This window comes from Halorubrum sp. ASP1 (assembly GCF_005435135.1).
GTDB lineage: Archaea > Halobacteriota > Halobacteria > Halobacteriales > Haloferacaceae > Halorubrum > Halorubrum tropicale.
This window is the reverse complement of the sequence record NZ_SGUA01000003.1, coordinates 234,786-259,708: the sequence shown is the minus strand read 5'-3', so window position 1 is coordinate 259,708 and position 24,923 is coordinate 234,786. Positions and strand designations below refer to the sequence as shown.

Annotated in this window: 32 protein-coding genes and 1 tRNA gene; 3 read left to right on the top strand and 30 right to left on the bottom strand. The window is 69.6% G+C overall.

What is annotated here, in order from left to right; translation table 11 throughout:
• Window positions 1-2 precede the first annotated feature (2 nt).
• From EXE48_RS06270 to EXE48_RS06180, 19 genes are all read right to left on the bottom strand, one after another.
• Window positions 3-536 (bottom strand): 50S ribosomal protein L6, encoded by a 534-nt coding sequence (locus tag EXE48_RS06270; RefSeq protein ID WP_053770525.1) that lies wholly within the window; start codon window positions 534-536, stop codon window positions 3-5.
• 2 nt (window positions 537-538) lie between these two features.
• Window positions 539-931: a 30S ribosomal protein S8 gene (locus tag EXE48_RS06265; protein WP_004597419.1), complete on the bottom strand. Its 393-nt coding sequence runs from the start codon at window positions 929-931 to the stop codon at window positions 539-541.
• A gap of 2 nt (window positions 932-933) precedes the next feature.
• Window positions 934-1,107 carry a 30S ribosomal protein S14 gene (locus tag EXE48_RS06260; protein ID WP_004597423.1) on the bottom strand — a complete coding sequence of 58 codons (174 nt, stop codon included), beginning with the start codon at window positions 1,105-1,107 and terminating at the stop codon, window positions 934-936.
• The gene (locus EXE48_RS06255) at window positions 1,104-1,628 is read right to left on the bottom strand and encodes a 50S ribosomal protein L5 (RefSeq protein WP_121600040.1); all 525 of its coding nucleotides are present in this window, start codon (window positions 1,626-1,628) and stop codon (window positions 1,104-1,106) included. The genes EXE48_RS06260 and EXE48_RS06255 overlap by 4 nt, the downstream gene beginning before the upstream one ends.
• Entirely contained in the window at window positions 1,621-2,340 is a 720-nt protein-coding gene (locus EXE48_RS06250; protein WP_121600039.1) for a 30S ribosomal protein S4e, read from the bottom strand. The genes EXE48_RS06255 and EXE48_RS06250 overlap by 8 nt, the downstream gene beginning before the upstream one ends.
• Window positions 2,337-2,693: a 50S ribosomal protein L24 gene (gene rplX, locus EXE48_RS06245; protein WP_053770522.1), complete on the bottom strand. Its 357-nt coding sequence runs from the start codon at window positions 2,691-2,693 to the stop codon at window positions 2,337-2,339. The genes EXE48_RS06250 and rplX overlap by 4 nt, the downstream gene beginning before the upstream one ends.
• Before the next feature lie 2 nt (window positions 2,694-2,695).
• The gene (locus EXE48_RS06240; protein WP_004597429.1) at window positions 2,696-3,094 is read right to left on the bottom strand and encodes a 50S ribosomal protein L14; all 399 of its coding nucleotides are present in this window, start codon (window positions 3,092-3,094) and stop codon (window positions 2,696-2,698) included.
• A complete protein-coding gene (locus EXE48_RS06235) occupies window positions 3,094-3,438 on the bottom strand; it encodes a 30S ribosomal protein S17 (RefSeq protein ID WP_053770521.1) in 345 nt (114 codons plus the stop codon). Before EXE48_RS06235 ends, EXE48_RS06240 begins: the two co-directional genes overlap by 1 nt.
• Entirely contained in the window at window positions 3,429-3,887 is a 459-nt protein-coding gene (locus tag EXE48_RS06230; protein ID WP_053770520.1) for a ribonuclease P protein component 1, read from the bottom strand. Before EXE48_RS06230 ends, EXE48_RS06235 begins: the two co-directional genes overlap by 10 nt.
• A 1-nt stretch (window position 3,888) precedes the next feature.
• Entirely contained in the window at window positions 3,889-4,107 is a 219-nt protein-coding gene (gene rpmC, locus EXE48_RS06225; protein ID WP_121563060.1) for a 50S ribosomal protein L29, read from the bottom strand.
• Window positions 4,108-5,052: a 30S ribosomal protein S3 gene (locus tag EXE48_RS06220; RefSeq protein WP_053770518.1), complete on the bottom strand. Its 945-nt coding sequence runs from the start codon at window positions 5,050-5,052 to the stop codon at window positions 4,108-4,110.
• Window positions 5,052-5,516, bottom strand: a complete 465-nt coding sequence (locus EXE48_RS06215) for a 50S ribosomal protein L22 (protein WP_053770517.1) — start codon at window positions 5,514-5,516, stop codon at window positions 5,052-5,054. Before EXE48_RS06215 ends, EXE48_RS06220 begins: the two co-directional genes overlap by 1 nt.
• Window positions 5,517-5,519: 3 nt before the next feature.
• Complete coding sequence (locus tag EXE48_RS06210) at window positions 5,520-5,945, bottom strand: 30S ribosomal protein S19 (RefSeq protein WP_053770516.1); 426 nt, start codon at window positions 5,943-5,945, stop codon at window positions 5,520-5,522.
• A complete protein-coding gene (locus EXE48_RS06205) occupies window positions 5,942-6,664 on the bottom strand; it encodes a 50S ribosomal protein L2 (RefSeq protein WP_049897897.1) in 723 nt (240 codons plus the stop codon). The genes EXE48_RS06210 and EXE48_RS06205 overlap by 4 nt, the downstream gene beginning before the upstream one ends.
• Window position 6,665: 1 nt before the next feature.
• Window positions 6,666-6,920 (bottom strand): 50S ribosomal protein L23, encoded by a 255-nt coding sequence (locus EXE48_RS06200; protein ID WP_053770515.1) that lies wholly within the window; start codon window positions 6,918-6,920, stop codon window positions 6,666-6,668.
• Entirely contained in the window at window positions 6,917-7,663 is a 747-nt protein-coding gene (rpl4p, locus tag EXE48_RS06195; RefSeq protein WP_137710999.1) for a 50S ribosomal protein L4, read from the bottom strand. Before rpl4p ends, EXE48_RS06200 begins: the two co-directional genes overlap by 4 nt.
• Before the next feature lie 3 nt (window positions 7,664-7,666).
• The gene (locus EXE48_RS06190; protein WP_137705196.1) at window positions 7,667-8,683 is read right to left on the bottom strand and encodes a 50S ribosomal protein L3; all 1,017 of its coding nucleotides are present in this window, start codon (window positions 8,681-8,683) and stop codon (window positions 7,667-7,669) included.
• Between the two features lie 4 nt (window positions 8,684-8,687).
• The gene (locus EXE48_RS06185) at window positions 8,688-9,554 is read right to left on the bottom strand and encodes a putative RNA uridine N3 methyltransferase (protein WP_053770982.1); all 867 of its coding nucleotides are present in this window, start codon (window positions 9,552-9,554) and stop codon (window positions 8,688-8,690) included.
• Window positions 9,555-9,724: 170 nt separating this feature from the next.
• Window positions 9,725-11,017 (bottom strand): PQQ-dependent sugar dehydrogenase, encoded by a 1,293-nt coding sequence (locus EXE48_RS06180; protein ID WP_137710998.1) that lies wholly within the window; start codon window positions 11,015-11,017, stop codon window positions 9,725-9,727.
• Between the two features lie 107 nt (window positions 11,018-11,124).
• On the opposite strand from EXE48_RS06180, the gene EXE48_RS06175 reads away from it, so the two are divergent.
• Window positions 11,125-11,195 (top strand) — tRNA-Gly (locus EXE48_RS06175).
• A 461-nt stretch (window positions 11,196-11,656) separates the two neighbouring features.
• Window positions 11,657-12,499, top strand: a complete 843-nt coding sequence (locus tag EXE48_RS06170; protein WP_121600036.1) for an aldo/keto reductase — start codon at window positions 11,657-11,659, stop codon at window positions 12,497-12,499.
• Window positions 12,500-12,510: 11 nt separating this feature from the next.
• Here the strand turns inward: EXE48_RS06170 and gfo6 are convergent, their stop codons facing one another.
• The 7 genes from gfo6 to EXE48_RS06135 form a co-directional block, all read right to left on the bottom strand.
• Entirely contained in the window at window positions 12,511-13,608 is a 1,098-nt protein-coding gene (gene gfo6 / locus EXE48_RS06165; protein ID WP_137707305.1) for a D-xylose 1-dehydrogenase Gfo6, read from the bottom strand.
• 75 nt (window positions 13,609-13,683) lie between these two features.
• Window positions 13,684-14,253, bottom strand: coding sequence for a redoxin domain-containing protein (locus EXE48_RS06160; protein WP_137705199.1), 570 nt, complete (start codon window positions 14,251-14,253; stop codon window positions 13,684-13,686).
• A gap of 1 nt (window position 14,254) precedes the next feature.
• Window positions 14,255-16,066: an acyl-CoA carboxylase subunit beta gene (locus tag EXE48_RS06155; RefSeq protein ID WP_137710997.1), complete on the bottom strand. Its 1,812-nt coding sequence runs from the start codon at window positions 16,064-16,066 to the stop codon at window positions 14,255-14,257.
• Window positions 16,067-16,165: 99 nt separating this feature from the next.
• A complete protein-coding gene (locus EXE48_RS06150; protein ID WP_137710996.1) occupies window positions 16,166-17,062 on the bottom strand; it encodes a class 1 fructose-bisphosphatase in 897 nt (298 codons plus the stop codon).
• Window positions 17,062-17,865: a class I fructose-bisphosphate aldolase gene (locus EXE48_RS06145; RefSeq protein ID WP_053770506.1), complete on the bottom strand. Its 804-nt coding sequence runs from the start codon at window positions 17,863-17,865 to the stop codon at window positions 17,062-17,064. The genes EXE48_RS06150 and EXE48_RS06145 overlap by 1 nt, the downstream gene beginning before the upstream one ends.
• 55 nt (window positions 17,866-17,920) lie before the next feature.
• Complete coding sequence (locus EXE48_RS06140; protein ID WP_137710995.1) at window positions 17,921-18,556, bottom strand: IS6 family transposase; 636 nt, start codon at window positions 18,554-18,556, stop codon at window positions 17,921-17,923.
• A gap of 212 nt (window positions 18,557-18,768) precedes the next feature.
• Entirely contained in the window at window positions 18,769-19,479 is a 711-nt protein-coding gene (locus EXE48_RS06135) for a helix-hairpin-helix domain-containing protein (RefSeq protein WP_121600030.1), read from the bottom strand.
• 163 nt (window positions 19,480-19,642) lie between these two features.
• On the opposite strand from EXE48_RS06135, the gene EXE48_RS06130 reads away from it, so the two are divergent.
• Window positions 19,643-20,500, top strand: coding sequence for a 3-hydroxyacyl-CoA dehydrogenase family protein (locus EXE48_RS06130; protein WP_121600029.1), 858 nt, complete (start codon window positions 19,643-19,645; stop codon window positions 20,498-20,500).
• A 24-nt stretch (window positions 20,501-20,524) separates the two neighbouring features.
• On the opposite strand, the gene EXE48_RS06125 is transcribed toward EXE48_RS06130, so the two are convergent.
• The 4 genes from EXE48_RS06125 to EXE48_RS06110 all read right to left on the bottom strand — a co-directional run bounded on the left by EXE48_RS06125 (window position 20,525) and on the right by EXE48_RS06110 (window position 24,862).
• On the bottom strand, window positions 20,525-21,205 hold the full coding sequence (locus tag EXE48_RS06125; protein ID WP_137710994.1) for a phosphate ABC transporter permease: 681 nt from the start codon (window positions 21,203-21,205) through the stop codon (window positions 20,525-20,527).
• A gap of 82 nt (window positions 21,206-21,287) precedes the next feature.
• Window positions 21,288-21,566: a zinc ribbon domain-containing protein gene (locus EXE48_RS06120; protein ID WP_121600027.1), complete on the bottom strand. Its 279-nt coding sequence runs from the start codon at window positions 21,564-21,566 to the stop codon at window positions 21,288-21,290.
• Window positions 21,567-21,643: 77 nt separating this feature from the next.
• Window positions 21,644-22,960: an MFS transporter gene (locus EXE48_RS06115; protein WP_137710993.1), complete on the bottom strand. Its 1,317-nt coding sequence runs from the start codon at window positions 22,958-22,960 to the stop codon at window positions 21,644-21,646.
• A 117-nt stretch (window positions 22,961-23,077) separates the two neighbouring features.
• Entirely contained in the window at window positions 23,078-24,862 is a 1,785-nt protein-coding gene (locus EXE48_RS06110; RefSeq protein WP_137710992.1) for a PAS domain S-box protein, read from the bottom strand.
• Window positions 24,863-24,923 lie beyond the last annotated feature (61 nt).

The following is a 24,923-nucleotide window of genomic DNA, read 5'->3' as shown; positions in this document are numbered from 1 at the left end:
GGTTAGGCACCTCCGGTGGGCTTCTCGACGATGTACACGCCGTCCTGGAAGACGCGCGTGTCCTTGTCGGTCACCTTCGTCAGCTGTTCGATGTCGGCGGCGGTCTGCCCGACGGCCTCCTTGTCGGATCCCGTCAGCGTGACCGTCTCGCCGTCGACCTGTACGTCCGTGTCTCCGCGGATCGGGGTGCGCCGCGCGGCGCTCTCTCCGAGGAAGTTCTCGATGACGACCTCGTCGCCCTCCACGTTCACCTGCATCGGGAAGTGGGCGTAGTACACTTCCATCGCGTACTCCCAGCCCTCGGTGACGCCGTGGATCATGTTGGCGACGTGGCTCTCGAAGGTGCCGACCGTGGCGTTGGTCTTGGCGTCCTCGTTCTCGGTCGCGATGACCACCGCGCCGTCCTCGACAGACACGTCGACGTCGGGGTACCAGAGGCGTCGCGTGACGCTTCCGTTGGGCCCCTCGACGGTGAGTTCGAGGTGGTCGGTCTCGGCGGAGACGTCGTCCGGAATCTCGATTTCGACTCTGTTCATTGTTAGTAGACGTATGCGATCACTTGGCCGCCGATGCCCGCTTCGCGGGCCTCGTAGTGGCTCATGACGCCGTGGCTCGTCGTGACGATGAGCGTCCCGTAGTCACGGGCGGGGAGGTATCGCTTCTCCCACTTCTCGAACTCGTCAGCGCCCGCCGAGTAGCGGGGCTTGACGGCGCCACACTCGTTGATCGCGCCTTTCAGTTCGACCTCGAACTTCCCGGCCTTCCCGTCGTCGACGTACTCGAAGCCGTCGACGTACCCGCGGTCGTAGAGGACCTCGAGGACGGAGCCGATGATGTTCGAAGCGGGCTCTACCGTGTACGACAGGTGGCCAACGCTCTCGGCGTTGTCCATGCCGGCGAGCGCGTTGGTGAATGGATCGTTTCCCGTCATGATCAGCTGTACTTCTCGAATCCCATGTCTCGGGCGACCTCGCGGAAGCACTGGCGGCAGAGGTTGATGTCGTACTTGCCGACGAGTCCCTGCTCGCGGTCGCACCGCCGGCACGTGTGCCGGGAGTCGGTGCGCTTCGCGGCGTGCTCGCCCGTGTCGTTGTTCGCTTCGCTCATTCGCTTACCTCGACGTCGAAGTTCGTTTCGAGGAACGCGGCCGCGTCCTCGGCTGTCATCCGGTGGCGGGCGGGGATGGTCCCCGTCGCCTTGTCGCGTTTCGAGACGCGGTAGCCGGGACGGACGATCGTTGTCGTCACGTCGAGGCCGTAGATCCCGGTGTTGGGATCGTACTCCTGGCTCGGGAAGTCGGTGTGGTCCTCGACCCCGAAGCTGAGGTTACCCGTGTCGTCGAACTGGCTCCGGCCGACGTCGACCAGGTCCAGCGCGGTCTCGAGGAACGCGTGCGCGTCCTCGCCCCGCAGCGTCACCTTCACGCCGATCGGGTCGCCCTTGCGGATCCCGAACTCGGCGATGGTGCGCTTCGAGGTGGTCCGGACCGACTGCTGGCCCGTGATCTCCTCGATGATCTGCTCGGCGTCGGCGAGGGGCTCTCCGCCCTGCCCGACGCCCATGTGGACGACGACCTTCTCGAGGTACGGCTCGCGCATCTCGTGGTCGGCGCTCTCGGCTTCACTCATCCGAATCACCCGCCTCGTCGTCGTCCGTGAAGTTCTCGTCGATCACGACGACGTACTCCTCGATCGTCTCGTAGCCGCCGTCGTCGCTGGCGACGGTGACGGTGTTGTCGCCGGAGCCGAGCGTCACGTCGATGTCGTCGATCTCGCCGATCTGACCGGCGTGCTGGCCGGCGACGGCGGTGACCAGCGCGCCCTCCTCGTACTCGAAGTGGGCGACGATCTCCTTCGTCTCGTTGTCGACGACGATCGAGTCGTTCGTCTCGTAGTCCGCGTCGTCGTCCACGCGGACGTTCGTCCCGTCGTGGAGCGTCAGCTGGACGACCCCGCCGGGGACGACGGTCTTGTTCGTGATCTTCCCGAGCCGGCTGCCCGCGGCCTCCTCGTCGACGGGGGTCAGCGCGAGCCGACCGCCCTCGTCGGGGAAGACGCGGAAGTACTCCCCGCGCTCGGGGAACGCCAGGATGTCGAACATCCCGATCGGACGCTGCTCGTCCGAGATGGCGTCCCCGTTGACGAGGATCGAGTCGTTGTTCAGCGCGTAGCGCGCCTCCTTCGTCGAGTCGACGTAGCCGAGCACGTCCCGCAGCAGGACGACGAGGGGAACGCCCGCCTCGCCGTGCGGGCCCGCGCCCGCCTTCACCGTGAACGTGTTCGTCTTGCGCTCGACCGGCCAGGAGTTCGGTACTGACAGTCGCTTCTGGTGTCGCGTCATTCGTTGTCCTCCTGGAGCCGCGCCTCGCGGCGCTCGTCTTCGAGGTCCAGTTCGGTCACCCGGACGTTGCTCGCCGGGATGGGGCGGGGAACCTCCTCCCCGTCCGCCTTCTCGACGGTGACGTCCTCGACCGTGATCCGCTCGGCGGACAGGTCGACGGAGACGACCTCCGCCTCCGTGCCGGCCGCGTCGCCGCGAAGCACCTCGACGGTGTCGCCGGCGTTGACGCGGACGTTCCGCTGTCCGTACTCGTCGCGGAGATCCTCGGTGAGGGTGGCCCGGACCTGGTTCTGCCGCTCGTGGAGCGGCGCGGTCTCCGACCGTTTTCGTTGTTTGCGTGGCTGGTTCGTCATAGTTAGACGATCATCGTCGCGGTCGAGGCGATGCTCCCGAATCGTTCGGCGACCTCGCGGGCGACGGGGCCTTTGATCTCCGTGCCCCGCGGCTCCTCGAGGTCGTCGATGATGACGGCCGCGTTGTCCTCGAACTTCACGCGCGTGCCGTCCGGACGGCGGATCGGCTTGCGCTGGCGGACGACGACCGCCTCCAGCACCTGCCGCCGCATCTCCGGCGTCCCTTTGGTGACCGAGACGGTCACCTTGTCGCCGATCCCCGCCTTCGGGTGGCGGTTCTTCGTGCCGGAGTAGCCCGACACGGAGATCACCTTCAGCTCACGGGCGCCGGTGTTGTCGGCGCACGTGATCAGCGAGCCCTTCGAGAGCCCCTGCGTGACGTCGGCCTTGAGCGCCTCCATCACTGATCACCCGACAGGATCTCGACGACGACGTGGGACTTCGTCTTCGAGAGCGGTCGCGTCTCCGCGATTTTCACTTCGTCACCGACTTCGAGCGAGTCGAGCACGCCCGGCACGTGGGCCGGGATGCGCGAGCGACGCTTCATGTACCGGTCGTATTTCGGTACGAACACGTCGTACTCTCGCTCGACGATGACGGTCTTTTCCATATCCGTCGACACGACCGTTCCCTCGCGGGTCTGGCCGCGGACGGAGAGCTGCCCGTAGAACGGGCACTTCTCGTAGTCGTAATCCTCCGGGTTGTCTGGCTCCGGAGGCGTGGGTACGTCGATTCCTATCGCCATTGTGTGGCACCTCGTTCGGTGCGTTCGGCGGGCCGATGTCGCAACCGATCGCCATCCACCGTCGCGTAGACCGCGTCTTTGCACTCGCCTCGTCGGCTCGCCGGGCCCGCGCCGTCACCGTCGACGGCGCTTTCGGACCCGGACGGGCCAGACTGACGGGGGCGGACCCCCGTAGTATCCGACCCGAGTTGGGACGCGGACCCCGGCGACCCTCCGTCGCCGGCGGCTTCATCTGTGCGAGCGGTCGGCGTCTCGACGACGCCGAACTCGAACGTCGCGCCCGACTTGGGCACGCGCTTGTCCCCCGACCCCGTCCGGACCACGAGGGTGCCGAACGTCTCGTCGAGCACGCGACCCGCGATGCCCACGTGGGCGTCGCTGTCGGCGTCGACCACCCGAACCGGGAGGCCGACGAGCTCGTGTCGAACGAGCGTGTCGGGGGAGATCATCTTACTGTTCCTCGTCGTCGAAGTCGCCTTCTTCCGCCTGGATCGTCTTGATCCGCGCGATGGTCTTCTTCAGCTCGTTGACGCGGCCCGGGCTCTCCGGCATGCCGCCGGCCGCCCGCTGCGCCTTCGAGTTGAGCAGCTCGGTCTCGAGCTCCTCGAGTTCGACCTGCCGCTCCGCCGCGGTCATGTCGCGGATCTCGTCGGTGTAGAGGATCGCCATTTACTCGTCCCCCTCGTCTTCCTCGTCGGCCGCCTCCATCTCCGCGACGAGGTCGGCCGCCTCGGACTCGATCTCTTCGTCGAGGTCGTCGAGCTCGTCGGCGTCGACGTCCTCGTCGACCGGTTCCTCCGCGGCGACGTCGGTCGCCTCGGCGGCCGTCTCCTGGGTCTCCTCGACGACCTCTTCGACGACCTCCTCGTCGATGACCTCCGCGGGGTCCTCGTCGGGGACGTCGACGTCGGCGTCGCCGCCCACGTCCGGGACCTCGTCGGGGTCCTCTTCGAGGAGCGACTCGACGCCCTCGTCGGCGTCGGCGTCGACCGCCGCCTGCTCGACCTCCGGGACCTCGGCGTCCTCGCGGACCTGGAAGTCGTCCGGGAGCGTCGCACCCGGCGGGATGATCTTGACGTTGACGCCGATCGTCCCGAGCTTCATGACGGCGACGCCCTGGCCGTGGTCGACGACCTCCTCTGCGGGCTCGCCGTTGTGCTTGATGTAGCCGCGGTTGAATTTCTCGACGCGCGAGCGCGCACCGGTGACCTTCCCGGACAGGACGATCTCGGCGCCCAGCGCGCCCGCGTCCATGATGCGGTCGATCGTGGTGTGACCGGCCTTCCGGAAGTACCAGCCGCGTTCGAGGGCGTTCGCGAGACGGTCCGCGACGATCTGGGCGTTCAGGTCGGGCTCGTCGACCTCCTGAACGTCGATCTGCGGGTCGTCCATGTCGAAGCGCTCCTCGAGCTCGGTGGTGATCTTGCGGATGTTCTTCCCGCCCTTCCCGATCACCATGCCGGGCTTTTCGGCCTTCAGGACGATCTGGGTGCCCATCGGCGTCTGGGCGACGTCCATCCCGCCGTAGCCGGCGCGGCCGAGCTCGTCCGCGAAGAACTCGTTGATCTGGGAACGGCGAAGGCCGTCCTCGATGAATTGGTGTTCGTCAGCCATTAGTTGTCAGCCTCCGGCTCCTCGATGATCAGTTCGACGTCCGCGAGCGTGGTGTTCCACTCCGTCGCGCCCGCGGCGCGGGGGTTCCGGCCGGGTCGCTCGCCGACCTTGTGGGGGGCCACGTGTTTGATGACCATCTCCTCGCCGTCGAACCCCTGTTCGTCGGCGTTGTTCTTGACGTTCTCCAAGAGCTTGAGGAAGTCCTTGGCGGCCTTCTCGGGGTACCGTCCCGCGTCCCAGCCGTCGACGTCGGAGCGGTGTCCCGCGCCGGCGTTGTGCTGGCGCATCGGGACGGACGACTCCTCGTCGATGACCTCCTGGAGGAACTCCTCCGCGTCGGCGACCGTCTCGCCTTTGATCTCTCGGGAGATCTCCTTGCTGTCCTTCACGCTGATGGGCCGGTCGCGGAGCATCCCCTTGGCGGTGGTCTCCGGGTCGGCCTCGACGCTGTAGTTGATTCCCATGGGTTACTTGAGGGGCACGAACTTCGAGGACCGGGTCGCGCCGATGCCGGCCTGACCGTGTTCGACGGTGCTTCGGGTGAGGTGGAACTCACCGAGGTAGTGCCCGATCATCTCGGGTTCGACCTGAACGCGCTCGAAGCTGTGTCCGTTGTACACGGCGAAGGTGACGCCGACGAACTCCGGCAGGACCGGCATGTCGCGCAGGTGCGTCCGGATCGGGTCGTCCGCCGTCGTCTCCTTGTCGCGGCTCCGGACCGTCTCCAGCAGCTTCTGCTGTTCGGTGCTGAGACCGCGAACGATGCTTCGCCGCTGGCGTGCGGGGAGCAGTTCCGCGACCTCCTCTACGTCCATCTCCTGCAGCTCGTCGAGCGAGTGACCGCGGTAGGCGAACTCCTTGCCCTCGCGGCCGGTTCGGTAGTCTGAACTCATTTGTTGCCACCTCGTCCGGTGCGCTTGGATGCGATGTCACCGACCTTGCGTCCCGGCGGGGCGTCCCGCGAGACGGACTTCGGCTGGCCGGGGTGTTGGCGACCACCGCCACCGAAGGGGTGGTCGACGGCGTTCATCGCGACGCCGCGCACGCGCGGGTACTTGGTGCCGCGCGCTTTCATCTTGTGGTGCTTGTTGCCGGCCTTGACGAAGGGCTTCTCCGTCCGGCCGCCGCCCGCGACCACGCCGATCGTGGCGCGGCACTGGGGGTCGAGCCGCTTCACTTCGCCGCTGGGGAGCTGGACGACCGCGACGTCGCGGTCGTGGGTGAGAAGCGTCGCGGACACGCCGGAGGCGCGCGCGAACTTCCCGCCGTCCCCGCGGTTGCTCTCGACGTTACACACGGGTACGCCCTCGGGGATCTCCGCCAGCGGGAGCGTGTTGCCCGGCTTGATCTCCGCCGAGACGCCGACCTGGATCGTCTCGCCGACGCGCACGCCTTCCGGGGCGAGCACGAGGCGACGGTCGTCGTCCTCGAACTCGACCTCCGCGAGGGGGGCCGAGCGGGCCGGGTCGTGTTCGATCCCGACGATCTCGCCGGTGATCGTGTCCACGTCTTCGAGCTTCTTGTGCGACAGTTCCGCCTTGTAACGGTGCGAGGGGGCCCGGAACGTCGGGCCGCCGCGTCCGCGCCGTTGTCCTTGGATTCGTCGTCCCATCTCAGAACACCCCGATGCGCGAGGCGATTTCGGTCGCGTCGTCGTCCTCCGACAGGGTGACGATCGCCTTCTTCTCGCCCTGCGGCGTCACCTGCGTGTTGACGTTCGCGACGCCCACGTCGTAGCGCTCGGCGACCTCGGAGGTGATCTCCGGCTTGGTCGCGTCGACGTCGACGAGGAACAGCAGCTTGTTGTTGAAGTCCATCTCGTTCATCGCCTGCTCGGTGACGATCGGATGCTCGATGATCGAGTTCATCGGTCGGCCACCTCCGCGACGGCGCTTTCGGTCCACAGCGTGAGTCGGCCCGGATGCGCGCCCGGCGCGAGGTCCTCGGCGTTGACCTCGCGAGCGGTCGCGACGTCGACGCCCGCGAGGTTGCGGGCGGCGCGGGACGGCTCCTCGCTGGTGACGACGAGAACGGACTTGGGCTGGCGGTACTTGCGGCCGCGGGCCTTCCCCTGTCCGGCGCGGACGGAGCGGCCCTCCTCGGCGCGCTCGATGTCGGCGTCGACGCCGACGGCCTCGAGGACGCCCAGGGCCTCCTGGGTCTTCTTCAGGTCCTCGAACTCGTCGCTCATGACGAGCGGGAGGTCGAGGTCCTCGTCGAACGCGTGACCGCGCTCGGCGACGAGCTCGGCGTCGGTCGTGGCCGCGATGGCCGACCGGATGGCGAGCTGTCGCTCCTTGTCGTTCAGTTGCTTCGACTGGTCCTTCTCGGCCTTCGGCGGGTGCGCGGCGCGGCCCGACACGGCGTGCGGGACGCGGCGGGCGACGTTCTCCTGTCGCGGCACGTGCGCGAGCCCGCGCCCGGAGCCGAACGACTCGGCGGGCGTCCGCAGCCCGGCGAACTCGTCTGCCCCGTAGGCCTGCTTCCGGTTTGCCTGGGCGGCGCCGACCGCGCGACCGATGAGGTCCGGTCGGAACGCGGTCTCGAAGACGGCCGGCAGCTCGATGCTGCCCGCCTCGTCGCCGTCCAGGTCGTGTACTGTTGCGTTCATTGGTTATCCCTGGTTGGATTCGGTGGAAACGTACCGGACCTCGGGGTCGAGGCGCGGCTGGTCGTTCGGCCGGATGGCCGGGCGGAACCGCAGCAGACGCTGGTCCGGTCCGGGCAGCGAGCCCTTGATGAGCGCGTACTCGCCGTCGACCTCGCCGTAGTTGACGAAGCCGCCGTCGACGGAGGCGTCCGACCCCTCGCCGAAGTCGATGAGGCGCTTGTTGAGCTCGGTGCGCTGGTGGTAGCCGGTCTGGCCCTGCTGGGGCACGGTGGAGCGGACGCGGGAGGGGTTCCACGGACCGAGGTTGCCGATCCGGCGCCGCCATCCCTGGCGGGCGTGTTTGCCCTTCCGCTTCTGAACGCCCCAGCGCTTGACGGGACCCTGCGTCCCCTTCCCCTTCGTGATGCCGGAGACGTCGGTGTACTGCCCGGCGCGGAAGACGTCGCCGAACTCGTGGGCGCCGCCCTCGGCGACCAGGTCCAGCGCGAAGTCGGCGCGCTCCTCGAGGGAGCCGCCGCCGACGCGCGTCTCCATGACGTCGGGCTTCTTCTTGGGGACGTTCGAGAGCTCCGAGGGCGCCGTGTGCGTGATGACGCGCACGTCGTCGACGACGCCGTCGTCGAGCAGCGCGCGCAGCTCGTCGGCGTTCTCCTCGAAGGTGTCTTCCGCCGGCAGGTCGAGCGCGCGGTCGAGCTCCTCGTGGAACTCGGTCGCCCAGACCTCTTCGACCGGCTTCTGTCCGTACGGCGTGTCCTCGTAGGCTCGGACTGCGACGGCGTACATCGGCGGCGTCTCGACGACGGTGACGGGGACGGCCTCCTCCATCCCTTCACGCGGCGAGTTCGCCTCGTCGTTGACCATCATGACGTGGGTCATCCCGGCCTTGTAGCCGGCGAATCCCTGCAGCGCAGGGGCCCCGTCGTCGTCTGGCCACGAACGGATGCGCGGCACCTCGCTGTCTGCGCGGGTGCGCGGGCCGTAGCCCAGCGAGCCTTTTCGTGGTCGGCTTGGTTGTGGCATGTGTTTACTCCGTGAGTGTGAGCGAGCCGAGGGTCGCGAACAGAGCCTCCTCCGTCCGGACGACCTCGCTCGCTTGTGCCGGGATCGTGTTCAGCCAGAGGTCGAACCCCGGATCGGGTTCGACCGAGCGGCCGTCGGCGACGGCCGCCCGAATGCGGTCGGGCGAGAGCCCGAGCATCTCCGGAAGCCCCCGCTCGGGCGCGCCGAAGGCGACGGTGTAGCCGCCGGCCTCCCGCGCGTCCGAGACGAGGTCGCCGAGCCGCGAGACGGAGAGTTCCGCCCCGTGTCGCGACGTCGCGACGGCCAGTCCGTCGCCGGCGAGCGCTTCCGACAGGTCCGCGGCCACGACCTGGAAGCCGACCTCCGGCTTCCCGGTGATGCGGGCGCGGACCGGTTCTCTCGAAGAGACCCTGATGGTGACGCGCTCCCCCCGCTCGACCTCCATTCCGGAGGGGACGAGCAGGGAGATCGGGTGTTCCCGCAGCGGGGAATTGACCCGGACGCGGCCTTCAGGTCCGACCTCGGTCACGAGTCCCTGTGTTTTCGACTCTCCCCCGCTAGGGGTCGAGCCGGTCCGCCACGGCACGCGGAGCGGGGGAAGCACGCCGACGTACCGGAGCTCGTCGCGTTGCCCCCAGAGGTCCTTTCGGAGCTCCGGCGGCGTCGCGGCGTACCCCAGCACGGTGCGGACGTACTCCCCGCCCCGTCGACCCTCGCCTTCCCTGTCGGGGAAGACGGCGAGCCGATCCGCCCGGAACACCGCCGCCGCACGGGCGACGTAGCCGAGTTTGCGAGTCGCCTCGCGGTCGTCCTCGGCCTCCCGGACGAGCGAAGACGGAACACATATCGTGAGCCCGTCTTCGGTACGCATCGTGGCGAGACTGTACACCTCGATTTCAGACGGCACCGTAAAAGGATAGCGGTCCCGATTTCGGGCTGTGCCGCGTTCACACGGGGTTTGGCGCGGGATCTGGCCTCCGAATCGTGCCAACCGTCACCGCGGTGACCGGGGCCGATCCCGAACGACCCGAGCGGTCGAGGTCACGCCGGGACGATCCGGGCGACCGGCGCGTCGCCGGCGTCGACCGCGACGTAGAGGTGCCCGGTCTCGGGCTCGACCGCGACCGCGCGCATGCGCCACTCCCGGTCGTCGAGCAGCGGTTCGCGCTCGGTCACGACCGCGTCCTGTCCGTCGCCGTCGACGGTGAACCGCCCGAGGTACTGCGCCGCGAGCGTGCCCGCGAACAGGTCCCCGCGCCACTCTGGGAACGCGTCGCCGTCGTAGAAGACCGCGCCGCTCGGCGGGAAGCCCCCGGAACCGCACGGCCAGTAGTGGACCGGCGCGGTCACGCCGTCGCGCTCGCCGTGCCCCGGCGCGACCGGATCGTCGGTCCCGTACCGGCACGCCTCGCTGGCGACCGGCCAGCCGTAGTTGCCGCCGGCCTCGATCACGTTGATCTCGTCGCCGTCGCGCTCGCCGTGCTCGCACTGCCAGACCGCGCCCGTCTCGGGCCGCACCGCCATCGCCTGCGGGTTCCGGTGCCCGTAGCTGTACAGCGCGTCCGCGGCGTCCGCGTCGCCGGCGAAGGGGTTCTCGGGGTGGGGGTCGCCGTCGGGCGTCAGCCGCAGCGTCGCGCCCAGGTCGTTCGAGCGGTCCTGCGAGACGTGGTCCGGTCCGAAGTCGGTGTCGCGGCGGTCGCCGACGGTGACGAACAGCGCGCCGTCGGGGCCGAACGTCACCCGCGACCCGAAGTGGAGATCCGTGCCGCGGAACGGCTCGGCGACGAACAGCGCCTCGAACCCGTCGAGCGCGGGCGCGTCGCCGTCGAGCGAGAGCCGGCCGGCGCCGAGGTGAGTGGTCGCGCCCTCCGCGCCGTCGCCGGCCGGACTGTCCGCGGCGCGCGCCGAGTACGTCAGGTACACGCGCGGGTCGGCGGGGTAGTCGGGGTGGACCGCGACGTCGAGCAGGCCGCCCTGTCCCGCCGCGAACACCTCGGGCGCGCCCGCGATCGACTCCATCGTCCCGTCAGCGGGGTCGACGAGCGAGAGCCGCCCCGGGCGCTCGGTGACGAGCAGGCGACCGTCGCCGGGCAGGAACGCGAGCCCCCACGGGTTCTCGAACCCCTCGGCGACATGTTCGACGTCGTAGTCCACGTCGCCGCCGTCGTCCGGCAGAGGGTCCTCGTCGGGGGCGTCGCTCCCGTCGTCGTTGGGGCCGCTTCCGGTTCCGTCGCCGAGACAGCCCGAGAGCGTCTGGAGGGCGGCGGCGCCGGTGAGCCCGCCGGCCGCGCGGAGGGCGGTGCGTCTGTCGATGCGGTCGGAAGAGTCGGGCATCGTTCGAGTTCGGATCGACGTGGGGGCGCGACGCCGATGACCCTTCCGCCGGCGCTCGTTCGGAACCCTTATATCTCCGACCCGGGCTACAATCGGATGCGAAGCACGCACCGGTAGTGTAGTGGTATCACGCAACCTTGCCATGGTTGCAACCCGAGTTCAAATCTCGGCCGGTGCACTCCTTTCAGTCGTGCCCCGGCCTGACTCCCGCTCGCTGCGCTCGCGGGAGTCTCGGCCGGTGCATTTTGCGAACGAAGTGAGCAAAATCACCGAGAGAGATTTGAACGCTATCAGTAGCCAGTAACCGGACGACTGAGCGGTGGCGAACACTTCCAAAGCCCCAGCCGCGAGGCGGGCTGACTCTCGCTGCGCTCCTCGCTCGTTCACTCCGTTCACTCGCTGTGGTGCTTACGTCGCCTCAGCCCGCCTCGCGGCTGCCCCTTTGAGTCCGCCCCGCCTCGCACGGCAGCCGCACCTCGCGCCTCCCCAGCCTCGTCGGCCTCCCTCCGGTCGGCCGACTCCCTCGCACGCGCCGCTCGCGCCCGGCGGGCGCTCACGGGCGCGCGCCACAGCATCTTTTGATCGGGGAGCGTTCCCCGACCGGTAGTTTCAATCGGCGATCCGGCGAACCCCTGTCGCGTGACCGTTCCAACGAAGACGCTCCCGAGCGGCGCGGAGCTACCGGCGCTCGGACTCGGCACGTACGACCTCGACGACCGCGAGACCGTCGACAGCGTCCGCGCGGCGCTCGACGCGGGCTACGGCCACATCGACACGGCCGAGGGGTACAAAAACGAGGAGGCCATCGGCGACGCCCTCGCGGCGAGCGGCGTCGACCGCGACGACGTGTTCCTCACCTCGAAGGTGCTCGCGAAGAACCTCAACTACGAGTCGGTGATCGCCTCGTGCGAGGCGTCGCTCGACCGCCTCGGGGTCGAGTACCTCGACCTGTACCTGATCCACTGGCCGAACCCCGCCATCTCGCTGCGCGAGACGCTCCGCGCGATGGCCGAGCTTCGCGACCGCGGGCTCGTCCGCGACATCGGCGTCTCGAACTTCAGCGCGTACCAGCTCAGCTGCGCGCACCACATCTCGGACGCCCCCATCGCGGTGAACCAGATCGAGTTCCACCCGTGGTTCCAGCGCCCGGACCTCGTCGAGTACTGCCGCGAGACCGACACCGTGGTCGAGGCGGCGGCGCCGCTCGCGCGGACGGACGTGTTCGGCGACGAGGTCGTCGCGGAACTGGCCGAGAAGTACGACAGGCATCCCGCGCAGGTCGTCGTGCGGTGGGCGATCGACCGCGGCGTCGTCCCGCTCCCGCGCTCGTCGACTCCCGAACACGTCCGGGCCAACGCCGAGATGGACTGGGAGCTGGACGACGCCGATCGGCGGCGGCTCGACGGGCGCGACCGGGATCGGCCGGTGTACGACACCCCGGCCCGTGACTGGACGAGCGACGTGTACGGGATCGAGCAGTAGCGGGCCCGAGGTTACGCCGCGTCGCCGAGCGCGACCGGCTCGCCCGTCTCGGCCGACTCGTAGACGGCGGCGAGCGCGCGGCTGTCGGTGAGCGCGTGCTCACCGTCGGCGTGGAACGGCTCGCCCGCGAGCAGCTGGTGGCCGAAGTACGCGAACTCCGCTTCGATCTGGTGGACCTGGTCGAACTCCACGTCGACCCGGGTGCCGTCCCGGACGACGGCGAAGCCGCGGTCCTCGCGCTCGTAGAACGCCGGGTCCAAGATCAGTCTGGCGTCCGTGCCGGTGACCTCCAGCCGGCTCGCGTGCTGGGCGTTCTGACTCACCGAGCACTGCGCGTCGACGCCGCCGGGGAACTCCAGCCTGAAGGTCGCGTGCTCGTCGACGTCGGCGAACGCCGCGTGCTCCGAGCGCGTGCGGCCCGACACGCGAACCGGGTCCTCGCGGAGCGCGAACCGCGTCGTGTTGATCGGGTACACCCCCAGGTCCATGACCGCGCAGCCGCCGGAGCGGTCCGGGTCGAGCCGCCACTGGTCGTGGTCGCCGCCGAGCTCGCCGAGCATCGTCTGCGTCATCGTCGCGTGGACGCCGACCACGTCGCCCGCGACGCCCGCGTCGATGAGGTCGCGGAGCCGCCGGACGGCCGGATCCGTCTGCATCCGGTAGCCGACCATCAGCGGCACGTCGGCGTCGCGGCACGCCGCCACGAGCCGGCGCGCTCGCTCCGGCGTCGCCTCTAGCGGCTTCTCGCAGAGGACCGCCTTCCCCTGGTCGGCGGCGGCCTCGACGTACTCCAGGTGGGTCGCGTTCGGCGTCGCGACGTACACCGCGTCGTATGCGTCCGCGACCGCGCCGGCGCGGAACTCGTCGGGCGTCACGCCGGTCGCCTCGCGCTCGGCGGCGACCGCCTCGACGGCGGCGGCGTCGACGTCGGTGACGACGGTCGCCTCGGTGTACGCCGACCGCGCGATCCCCGGCAGCGCCCACTCCCGGGCGAACCAGCCGAGCCCGACGACCGCGACGCGGACCGGGTTGGTGACGGCGGCCGGGTCGAGCGTCTCCCAGTCCCGGCGCGTGAACTCGTCGAGGTACTCCGCGAAGGCGGCTTCCATGCCGGCCCCTCGGCGCGGGGGCGTCAAATAACCACGGCGACGCCGTCCGCCGGCGGGCGTCCGGGCCCGCGCCGCTCACCACTCCCCGTCGTAGTCCACCCGCGGCCGCGCGGCGTCGACCCCGAGGTCGCGGAGCGCCCCGGTCGCGCGCTCGACGGGCGCGGGGTCGACGCGGTCGAGCGCGTCGTCGGCCGCCGCCGCGAACCGGACCGTCCAGTCGCCGTCGACCACGACCGCCGCGCGGCGCGGGACGTCCGAGTGGCCCTCCCACGAGTCGGCGAGCAGGTCGTACGACTCGGCCGCGCCGCCGTGGAAGTCGGCGACGACCGGGAATGAGAGGTCGAACCGGTCGGCGTACGCGAACGCGGCGTACAGCGAGTCGCCGGTGAGCGCGACGACGGCGAGGTCGTCGCGGTCGTCCCAGCCGGCGTCGCGGACGGCGGCGAGCTCGGCCGTACACGTCGGGACGAACGTCGCGGGCGCGAACAGGAGCGCGACCGCGTCGTGCGCCTCGACGAGCCGGAACAGCGCGAGTTCGACGGCGGCGCGGTCCGCGGAGCCGTCGCCGACCGCGTCCCGCCCGGCCGGTCCGACCGCGACCGCCGGCGCGGCGAAGTCGGGCGCGGTGGCCCCCTCGTCGATCACGTCACAGCACCGTCCCGTGTTTCTTGTCGGGCAGGTCCTTCCGAACGTCCTCGTAGAAGTCGAACCGCGCGGCCAACTCGGCGCGGAGGTCGGACGGGGGAACGATCTCGTCGATCACGACCTCGCTGGCCATCCGGTGGACGTCGATCCCCTCGCGGTACTCCTCGCGCAGGCGCCGTTCCTCGGCCGCGCGCTCCTCCGGATCGTCTATCTCGGCGAGCTTCCGAGCGTAGACGGCGTTGATCGCGGCCTCGGGACCCATGATCCCGATCTCGCCGGACGGGAGACCGATGACGCTCTCCGGGTCGTAAGCGGGCCCGCCCATCGCGTAGATCCCCGCGCCGTACGCCTTCCGGACCACGACGGTCTGCTTCGGCACCGTCGCCGAGGAGGTGGCGTAGATCATCTTCTTGCCCTTCTCTAAGATCGCGTCCTTCTCGACCTGCGAGCCGGCCATGAAGCCGGGCGTATCACAGAGGTACAGTATGGGGATCTCGTAGGCGTCGCAGGTCCAGATGAACTCGGCCGCCTTCTCGGCCGCGTCCGGGAAGATGGCGCCCGACCGCTCCGTCGGCTGGTTGGCGACGACGCCGACCGGCCGCCCGTCGATCCGGCAGAACGCCGTGACGATCTCCGAGCCGTACCCCTCCTTCAGCTCGAACACCGACTCGGCGTCGGCGATCCGGTCGAGGAGGTCGTGGGCGTCGTACGGCCGGTTCGGCGCCTCGGGGATCAGCTCGTCAATCCCGTCGGGCGAGTACTTCGGCGGCTTCGTCTCGCGCGTCGGGGGCTTCTCGCCGGCCCGGTCCGGGAGGTACCCGATCAGCTCGGCGACCAGCTCGCGGGCGTGCTCCTCGTCGCGCGCGATGAGGTCCGCGGAGCCGGACTCCTCGGCGTGGACGCGCGGGCCGCCGAGGTCGTCTAAGTCGATCTCCTCGCCGGTGACCATCTCGACCATCCGCGGGGAGGCGATCGCCATCGCGGACATCCCCTCGACCATCACGGTGAAGTCGGCGAAGACGGGGGTGTAGGCGGCACCGGCGATACACGGGCCGTAGAGGACGCAGATCTGCGGCACCGCGCCGGACAGCATCGAGTGGTTGTAGTAGTACTTCCCGATCCCCTCGCGGTTGGCGAAGAAGCCGGTCTGCTGGTCGATCCGGCCGCCCGAGGAGTCCATCAGGTAGAGGACCGGGTTCCCCGTCTTCAGCGCGCGCTGTTGCATCCGGAGGAACTTCTCGACGCCCTTCGACGCCATCGACCCCGCCTTCACGGTGAAGTCGTTGGCCATGAAGTGCACGTCGCGACCCTCGAACTCCGCGGCGCCCGTCAGCAGGCCGTCGCCGGGGAGGCGGTCGCCGCCCGCCTCGTTCCGCTCCCCGTCGTCGCCCGCGGGCGCGTCCGGGTGCCAGTCGTCGAAGGCGGCGAACTTCCCGTCCTCGAACGTCACGCCCGCCGGGTCGCCGTCGGCCGCGTCCGCGTCGCCGGCGCCGCGGGTCCCGCCCTCGCCGCCGAACCAGAGGTCGAGGCGGTCGCGGACGAACAGCTTCCCCTGCTCCGAGAGCCGGTCGCGGTACTTCTCCGGGCCGCCCTCGCGGATGTCGGCTATCTCGGCGCGGAGGTCGCGCTCGCGGTCGGTCGGCCCGAGGTCGTCGTCGAGCGGGTAGCTCGGTTCGGACGGCTCGGCGCTCGCGACCGGCGTCTCCCCGTCGCCGACGTGGACGTCGACGTCGACGCCGAGGTGTTCGGCGAGCGACTTCGCTATCGCTTCGGCCTCCTCGGGGGTCGCCGCCGCGCCGACGTGGACTTTCATGGACGCAAGATTTGCGGTAGATCCTAAACAGTTTTCCATGCGAGATTCGGCCCGGACCGCCGGGACCGCCCGCGCGGAGCCGCCGCCTCGGTCGCCGTCCTAGTCGCCGACCGCCGCCTCTAGCCGGTCGATCAGCGCCTCGTTGCCGACGTACAGCGGCGTGCGCTGGTGGACCGCCTCGGGCTCGACGTCGAGGATCGAACCGGTCCCGTCCGAGGAGGCCCCCCCGGCGCGCTCGATGACGTAGGCGATGGGGTTCGCCTCGAACTGGAGGCGGAGCTTCCCCTCCGGCGCGCTCCGGAGCGCGGGGTACGCGAACACCCCGCCGTAGGTGAGCACCTGGTTCACGTCACCGACCATCGCGCCGCCGTAGCGGAGCTTCAGGTCGTCCTCGACCGCCCGGGCGTACGCGCGGAAGTCGGCGGGCCAGTCGGGGACGCGCCCGCCGAACCCGTAGACGGTCGGCGTCGCCGGGAGCGTCAGATCGCCCTCGACGACCGAGCGCTCGACCCCGTCGCCGTCGGGCGCGCGCTCGACGACCTCCTCGCGGACGCCCGCCTCGTCGGCGACGACCATCGTCGTGATCGGCCCGTAGAGGACGTAGCCGGCCGCGACGAGGTCTCGGCCGCGCGCGGGAAGCGGGGCGTCGTACACCCCGACGACGGTCCCCATCGCGTTGTTCGACCGCAGGTTCGACGAGCCGTCGAGGGGGTCGATCGCCACGGCGTAGGCGTCGTCCGGCCCGCCCCCGACCGCGCCGCCCGCGTCGACCGCCTCCTCGCGCTCCTCGCTGACGAACGAGCCGACGCCGTCGACCGCGGTGATCGCCTCGCCGAGCAGCTCGTCGGCGTACAGGTCGCCCGCCAGCACCGACTCGCCGGAGGCGTTCTCCGTCCCGCTCTCGACGCGCCGGCCGGGGAGCGCCGCGCGGATCTCGGGGGCGGTCGCCGCGACCGCGTCGAAGACGGCCGCGACGGTCGGGTCGGAGGAGGCCATCAGTCGTCGCTCTCGGCGATCGCCAGCGCCTCGGCCGGGTCGACCTCGTCGAAGATCACGGCCTCCAGCGCGTCGAGGATGCGCTCGGGCTCGTCGCGCTGGAAGACGTTGCGGCCGACGGCGATGCCGGTGGCCCCCGCGTCGATGGCGTTCGAGACGTTCCGGAGGAACGCCTCATCGTCGCGCATCGTCCCGCCGGACATCACCACGTCGGCCGGCCCGGCCATCTCGACGGCGTCGCCCATCGCCTCGGCGGAGCCGGGGTACTTCACCTTCACCACGTCGGCGCCGAGCTCCAGGCCGAGCCGCGCGCCGTACGAGATCACGTCCGGGCTCCCGTCGTTGCGGAGCCCCTGTCCGCGCGGGTACGACCACATGACGACGGCCATGTCGTGTGCGCGGGCGCCCTCCTGGGCCTCGCGGAACTCCTCGGCCATCTCGACCTCGTGGTTCGACCCGCCGTAGACGGTGAACCCGACCGCGTCGGCGCCCAGCTCGGCCGCGTACTCCGCCGTACAGTTGACCGCGCTGTCCGGCTCGCCCATCCAGAGGTTCGAGGTCCCGTTGAGCTTCAACAGGAGGTTCACCTCGTCCTCGTAGTGGGGGTAGTACGCCTCCGCGAGCCCCTTCTGGACGGCCAGCGAGGTGACCGCCTCGTGGGTGGCGAGCTCGAAGACCCGCTCCGGGTCCGCCGTGTCCGGGTTCGGCTCGAAGTCGACCGGCCCGTGTTCGAGCCCGTGGTCGTACGCGAGGATGAGCGACTTACCGTCGCGCGAGATGTCGTCGGCGGCGTGAGGAAGCATCGGGCTAATCATACGCACACATATATAAAAAGGACGGTGGTGAATGGGGTAGTGTTCAGATAAGCTGGTTCCATGCGAAAGCGAACGATCTGAGCCACTTGTCGGCAGTTTCTGCTTCGGCGTTACTGAAACAGTTTGAGAAACAGATAGTTCGACGTTTTATCCCACGAAAGACACGTTCGACGCTGTTCCGATTTCCATGTCGTTCGTATCTGAAATTGAGGTCGTGTTTGCGACAGGCTCGCTGAAGTGAAGCTGATCCATCGACGAGAACTGTTGCGTCATCTATGTCGTGTTTGTCACGGAGATCAGCGAAAAACCGATCCGCGAGGGCGTTATTTGTCGTCGGCTCAAGCTGTGTGTGGAGCAGATCGTTCGTTTCCGGATCGACAGCAGCGTACAGCCAATATTGTTCATCGTCAAGTCGAATCACCGTCTCATCGACCGCGACGTGATTCGGGCTCCGACCAGATTCCGGCTGTAGATCGGCTTTGTGAACCCAGTTATGAACGGTTGATCGAACTCTTTCAACACCGAATACCTCAAGAAACGAAACAGTATTCGAAAGCGATAATCCTGCTAAATGAAGCTGAATACTGAGCTTCATCAATAGCTGCGGTGTTGCCTCTCGCTCCACAAACTCTAAGTTGATCTCGTCTAAACAGCCGCTGAGGCGGTCGTTTTCGGGCATAGAACACTTTGAAAACGCACCGCCTCACATTTCAAACCTTATCTGAACACCGCCGTGAACGGCGACCGTTCCGTCGAGAGAGTGGCTGAAATGAGGCCGCTACTGCCCCTTCGCGTGGATATTAGATAACAATAACACTACGGGAATAGTAAATTTCTGGCCGTCATGAACGGTGTCTGAAACTCTTCGCAGCGGATCGCGGGCGGGGTGAGTCAGTGTTGGGCATCGCGCGCCGCTGCGTGCCAGCGGTTGACACGGTCAGGGTCGAGCGCTAACACGTCGGCGACGCGGTCGGGATCCGCCGCTGCGAGGCTCCGGACGGAGTTGATCCCGGCGTCCGCCAGTAAGTCGACCGCGTTCCCGTCGTCGGCGACCGCCGAGAGCGTCGACAGCGGCGTCGGCGCTGACCGCTTGCGCCACGCCGCCTCGGCCGCGGCGGGGTCACCGCTTCCGTCGGCCGCCGCGGCGTCGTCGAGCGCGTCGTCGTCGCTCGGGGGAGCGTCGGCAGCGCCACCGACCGACGGCCAGTCGCCGGTTGCCTCCCAGTCGCCCGTAGTCGAGTCCGCACCGTCGCCCGCGTCGTCCGGTTCGGGGTCGACCGGTTCGGAGCCGTCGGACGCCCAGTCGCCGGCGCTGGCGGCCACCCAAGCCGCTTCCTCGCTGCCGAGTCCGCGGACCTGCGATGAGCGGCGGTCGAGTCCGTCGCCGGCCTCGAACGACCACGACAGGGAGTGCTCGCGACGGATCTTCGCCGCGACGCCGGGGTTCACGCCGGCGTCGACGAGGCCGCGGTACGAGACGCCTTTCTCTCGGAGTGTGGCGGCGGTCAGGTCGGCATCCGAGAGAACCCTCTCGGTCGCCGGCCCGATCCACTTGAGGTCGACGAGTTCTTCGCGCCCGCGGTCCGCGGCCTCGTCGTTCATCTCGATTTAAACTTAGCGGACGTTCTTAAGAATCTTCCCCCGACGACGACGCTGAATGATAATTAGCGGGACCGTAACGCGTCCGTGACGTGTCGCCGCGGCCGGGACGCGGAGCCGCGTCGCCTCCGCAATACTTACGATCCGCGCGGGGGTTGGACATGGCATGCCGTCACTCTCTGAGGTCGACGCGATCGGTGTCGTGGGGGCCGGGACGATGGGCAACGGGATCGCGCAGGTCGCGGCGACCGCGGGCTACGACGTGGTGATGCGCGACGTGGAGGCGGAGTACGTCGAGCGCGGCCTCGACAGCGTGGAGGACAGCCTCGACCGGCTGGCCGCGAAGGACGCGCTCGACGAAGAGCCGGACGCGATCCGCGACCGAATCACCGGCACGACCGACCTCGACGACCTCGCGGCCGCCGACCTCGTTATCGAGGCCGTGATCGAGGACCTCGACGTGAAACGCGACGTGTTCGGCGACCTCGACCGCGTCACCGACGACGGCGTCGTCCTCGCGACGAACACCTCCACGCTGTCTATCACCACCATCGCGAGCGCGACCGACCGCGCGAGCGACGTGGTCGGCCTCCACTTCATGAACCCCGTCCCGATCATGGACGGCGTCGAGGTCGTCGTCGGCGAACGCACCGACCCCGCGGTCGTCGACTTCGCGCACGCCTTCGCCGAGGACCTCGGCAAGGAGACGTGGGAGGCCGACGACAAGCCCGGCTTCGTCACCAACCGGATCCTGATGCCGTGGATCAACGAAGGGATCCGCGCGTACGACGAGGGGGTCGCCGACAAGGCCGACATCGACCGCGGGATGAAGCTCGGCACGAACGTCCCGATGGGCCCGCTCGAACTCGCCGACCACATCGGCCTCGACGTGGCGCTCGACGCCAGCGAGACGCTCCACGACGAGCTCGGCGACCGCTACAAGCCGGCGTACCTCCTCAAGCGCAAGGTCGAGGCGGGCGACCTCGGCAAGAAGACCGGCCGCGGCTTCTACGAGTACGAGTAGTCGGAGATCAGTTCCCGAAGGGCGCTACGCGCCCTTCGCGCCGCCGTCGCGGTCGTCGTCGGCCGTCCACCGGCGCGCGCCGGGCAGCAGCCCGACGAGCTTCGTCACGTAGCCGAACCGGAAGAGTCCGAGCTGCGAGAGCGTCCCGAGGGCGAACACCGCGAGGAACGCGGGCGCGGAGAGGTCGAAGAGGAGGGGCTCGACGGTCGTCTCCGCGGCGGCGGTCTCGAAGCTCGCCGGCGTGAGCGACCGGGAGGCGAACGCCGCGCCGATGAGCGCCGTCGAGACCACGAGCGTCGTCCGCGTGAGGACGAACCCGAACAGCGCGCCGACCGCGACGCCGGCCAGCGTCGCGCCGACGAGCAGCGCCGTCCCCTCGAGCCCCGCCGCGTCGGTCGCGTAGAACGGACCCACCGCGAACCGCCCGGCGAACCCGCCGACCACGGCGCCGATTCCCAGCACCGCGAACGAGAGCCCGGCGTACGCGAGGAAGCCGCCGAGGAGGCCGCCGACCGCGACCGCGCCGGCGGTCAGGACCGCGCCGTCGACCGCGACGAGCCCGACCACGTTCGGCGCGAACAGGTAGCCGGCGCCGGCGCCGACGAGCAGCCCCGTCAGCGTCACCGCGTAGACGGAGACCGCCGCGCCGACGAACGCGAGCGCCAGCCCCGCGAGGACCAGACCGCCGTTGAGTGGGGTGAGCATGTCCGTGAAGTGGCGCGCGCTGGTACTTAAATTGTCGTAGCCGCGGCGACGGGAAGCGCGCGACCCGAGGCGCGACCCGCCGTCACCGCGCCCGACTCGCGGCCTGTCGGTCGAGGTAGCGCGTGTAGCCGCCGACGGCCAGCCCGAAGCCGACGACGAGCAGGACGAACCCGAGGAGGCGGCTGGTCCCGACGGTCATCACCGTTAGGACGACGCCGAACAGCAGCGCGAACACGCCGGCGACGACGACGCCCACGTCCAGCAGCGGGGAGGGCTGGATGGTCCGGCAGTGCGGGCAGATCCGCGCGTCGGCGGGGATCGGCTCGCGGCACTCGACGCAGCGGAGGCGGTCGCTCGACACGCCGAGCGGTTCGGCCGCGACCGACTAAAACCGCTGGGGGTCGCCCCGGCGCTCGCTCAGTCCACCCTCTCCCCCGCTCAGTCCGCGCCCGCCGCGGCGCTCGGCTCGTCGCCGACGTCGAGCGTCTCCTCGACCTGCGTGAACACCGCGACGAGGCCGAGCGCGGCGGCCGCGGCCCCGACCGCGAACGGGACGACGAAGCCGAAGCCGTAGAGCCAGCCGGAGGCGAGGGGCCCCAGGGCGACGCCGAAGCCGAAGCCCATGGTGAGCACGGAGAGGGTCGTCCCCGACTCGCCCTCGCGGGCGAGGTCACCGGCGAGCGCGAGCGACGGCGCGAACACGCACGCGACCGCGATCCCCTGCCCGAGGCGGATGAGCATCATCAGCGCCGGCTCCGTCACGATCCCCTGGAGGAGGGTGGTCGGGACGAGGAGGACGAACCCGGCGAGCAGGAACGGCCGGCGGCCGATCCGGTCGCTGGCGCGTCCCACCGGGACCTGGAAGATCACGTTGGCGATCGTCACGGCCGCGAACTGGGCGCCGAACCAGATCGGCGCCTGGTCCAAGCGGACGTTCACCTGGTTCTGGAGCGTCGCGAACAGCGCGATACACGCGCCCATGGCGACGGTCGCGAGCCCCAGCGTGAACACGGGGTCGAGCAGGCGGTCCTCGCCGCGGACCCGGATCGACACGTCGTCGCCCGCCTCGGCCTCGACGTCGGCGTCGCGGACGAGGAAGAACACGAGCGTGAAGCTGAGGTACGCCCCGGCGCAGGCCGCGACGAACGCCGCGTCGAAGCCGTCGAGGACCGGGAGCCCGACCGCCGAGAGGTCGTACGGCCCGGCCTCGACGACGGCGCCCGCGAGGACGGGCCCGAAGCCGAAGCCGATGAGGCGGAAGGTGTTGTACACGCCGAAGTTCCCGCCGCGGTCGGTGTCGCTCGCGGCGTACTCGTTCACGAGGGCGACCGTCGCGGGGATGATGAGCGCCGCGCCGAGCCCCTGGACCGCGCGCAGCGCGACCAGCACGGGATAGCTCGTCGCGACCGTGTACAGCCCGCTCGCGGTCCCGAGGAGGAGGATACCGGCGAGGACGAAGGGGCGTCTCCTGCCGACCCGGTCGGACAGCCGCCCGGTGAACGGCTGCGAGAGGCTGTTGAGGAAGCCGAAAAGCGAGAGGACGATCCCGATGAGCAGCGGCTCGGTCAGCGTGACCGCGGCGGCGCCGACCCCGATCTCCGCGCCGAGGAGCCCCTCGATGTCGACCACGTCGCTCGTGATGTACAGCGGGAGGACGACGATGAGGAAGGAGTTCCCGGCCGCGCCGACCATCCGCGCGAGCGCCAGCACGATCACGCGCCGGTCGGTCTCGGCGATGTCGGTGAGCGACCCCATTCACTCCGAGTTCGGAACGGAGGATAAAGGCGCTTGTGAACGGGGGGAGTCGATCCGCTTTCGGGCGGGTCGGCGGTCGCCCGGGGCGGAGTGGCGGGGCAGAGGGCCGGACAGCGCTCAGGCCGTCGCGGGCGTCCGCTTGTCGACCCCGCGGACCTCGAACCGCGCGCCGCCGTCCGCGCCGGTCGTCGCGTCGACGGTCCAGCCGTGCGCGGTGGCGATCTCCTGGACGATCGCGAGTCCGAACCCGGTGTTTCCCCCGGAGTCGCTCTCGCCGGGCTCGAAGAGGGAGTCGGCGACTGCGGAGTCGATCCCCGGCCCGTCGTCCTCGACGTAGAAGCCGTCGGAGAGGTCGCCGACGCGGATCGAGACGTCCCCGCCGACGTGGTCGACCGCGTTGCGAATCAGGTTCTCGAAGAGGTTCCGGAGCCGGTCGGGGTCGGCGAGCACCTCGCGCTCCGTCTCGACGGAGAGCGTCGCGTCGGCGGTGTCGACGGTCGACCAGCTGTCGGCGACGACGTCCGCGAGGTCGACGTGTTCCGGGTCGCCGACCGTCTCCCCCTCCCGCGCGAGGGTGAGCGTGCGCTCGACGATCGACTCCATCCGTTCGAGCGCGTCGAGCGCGGCGTCGAGGTTCGCGGCGTCGTCCGACACCTCGCGGGCCAGCTCGACGCGCCCCTGCGCGACGTTGAGGGGGTTCCGAAGGTCGTGCGAGACGATGCTCGCGAAGGAGTCGAGCCGGTCGTTCTGCCGTTCGAGCGCCGCCTCGCGCTCCTTGAACTCCGTGATGTCCTCCTGGAAGCCGACCCAGTGCGTCACGGTGCCGTCCGCGTCGCTGATCGGGGCGATGCTCACGCGGTTCCAGAACTCCGTCCCGTCCTTCCGGTAGTTCAACAGCTCGACGCTCGTCGACTCCTCGGCGTCGATCGCCTCGCGGAGCTCCTGAACCGACGCTTCCTTGGTGTCCGGCCCCTGAAGGAACCGGCAGTTGACCCCGATCGACTCCTCGCGGTCGTACCCCGTCATCTCGACGAAGCGGTCGTTGACGTACACCATCGGGTTGTCCTCCTGTTCGGGGTCCGTGATGGTGATCCCGACGGGCGCCTCGTCGAGCGCGCGGGTCTTCGTCTCCAGTTCCTCGCGGCGCTCGCGCTCGTCGGACACGTCGCGGAGGATGCCGACGCTGCCGTCGAACGACTCGCCCTCGTACGGGAGCGCCGCCATGTGGTCCCGGCAGGGGATCGGCTCGCCCTCCTTGGGGACGATGTCGACGCCGAAGTGCTGGACGTCGGGCCCGTCGGACGAGAGGATCGTTCCGAGCCGGTCTTCCGCCTCCTGAACCGCGGCGTCGTCCTTGATGAACCCGGGCGTCTCGCCGATGATCTCCTCGCGGTCGTACCCGGTGAGCTCGGCGAACGGCTCGTTGACGAACCGGAACTCGCCGGTCTCGTCGACGACGTAGACCGGGTAGCCGAGCGCCTCGATGACCGTCGAGTAGCGGTCGGCGATCTCCTTCGTCCGGTGCTCCTCGACCGCCTGGTCGACGCGGTTCGCGAGCCGGCGGAGCTGCTCGGGACCGCCCTTCTGGAAGTAGCCGGTGACGCCGGCGTTGAGCGCCTGGCTCGCGATCTCTTCGCTCCCCTTGCCGGTGTACAACACGAAGGGGACCTTCTGGTGGCGATCGCGGAGGGTGTCGAAGAACTCCAGCCCGTCCATCGCGGGCATGTCGTAGTCGCTGACGACGCAGTCGAAGGCGCCCTCGCCGAGTCGGTCTAACGCCTCCTCCGGGTCGGTCACGCTCGTCACCGAGACCGCGTCGAGCTCGCGCTCGAAGTACGCCTCCGTGAGGTCGAGGACCGAGGGGTCGTCGTCGACGTGTAGCACGTCGATCGCTCTGGGCATACGCGACGTTAGGGCCGTGCGTAATAAACGACTACCGCCCCGGCTATCGGATCTGGATCCG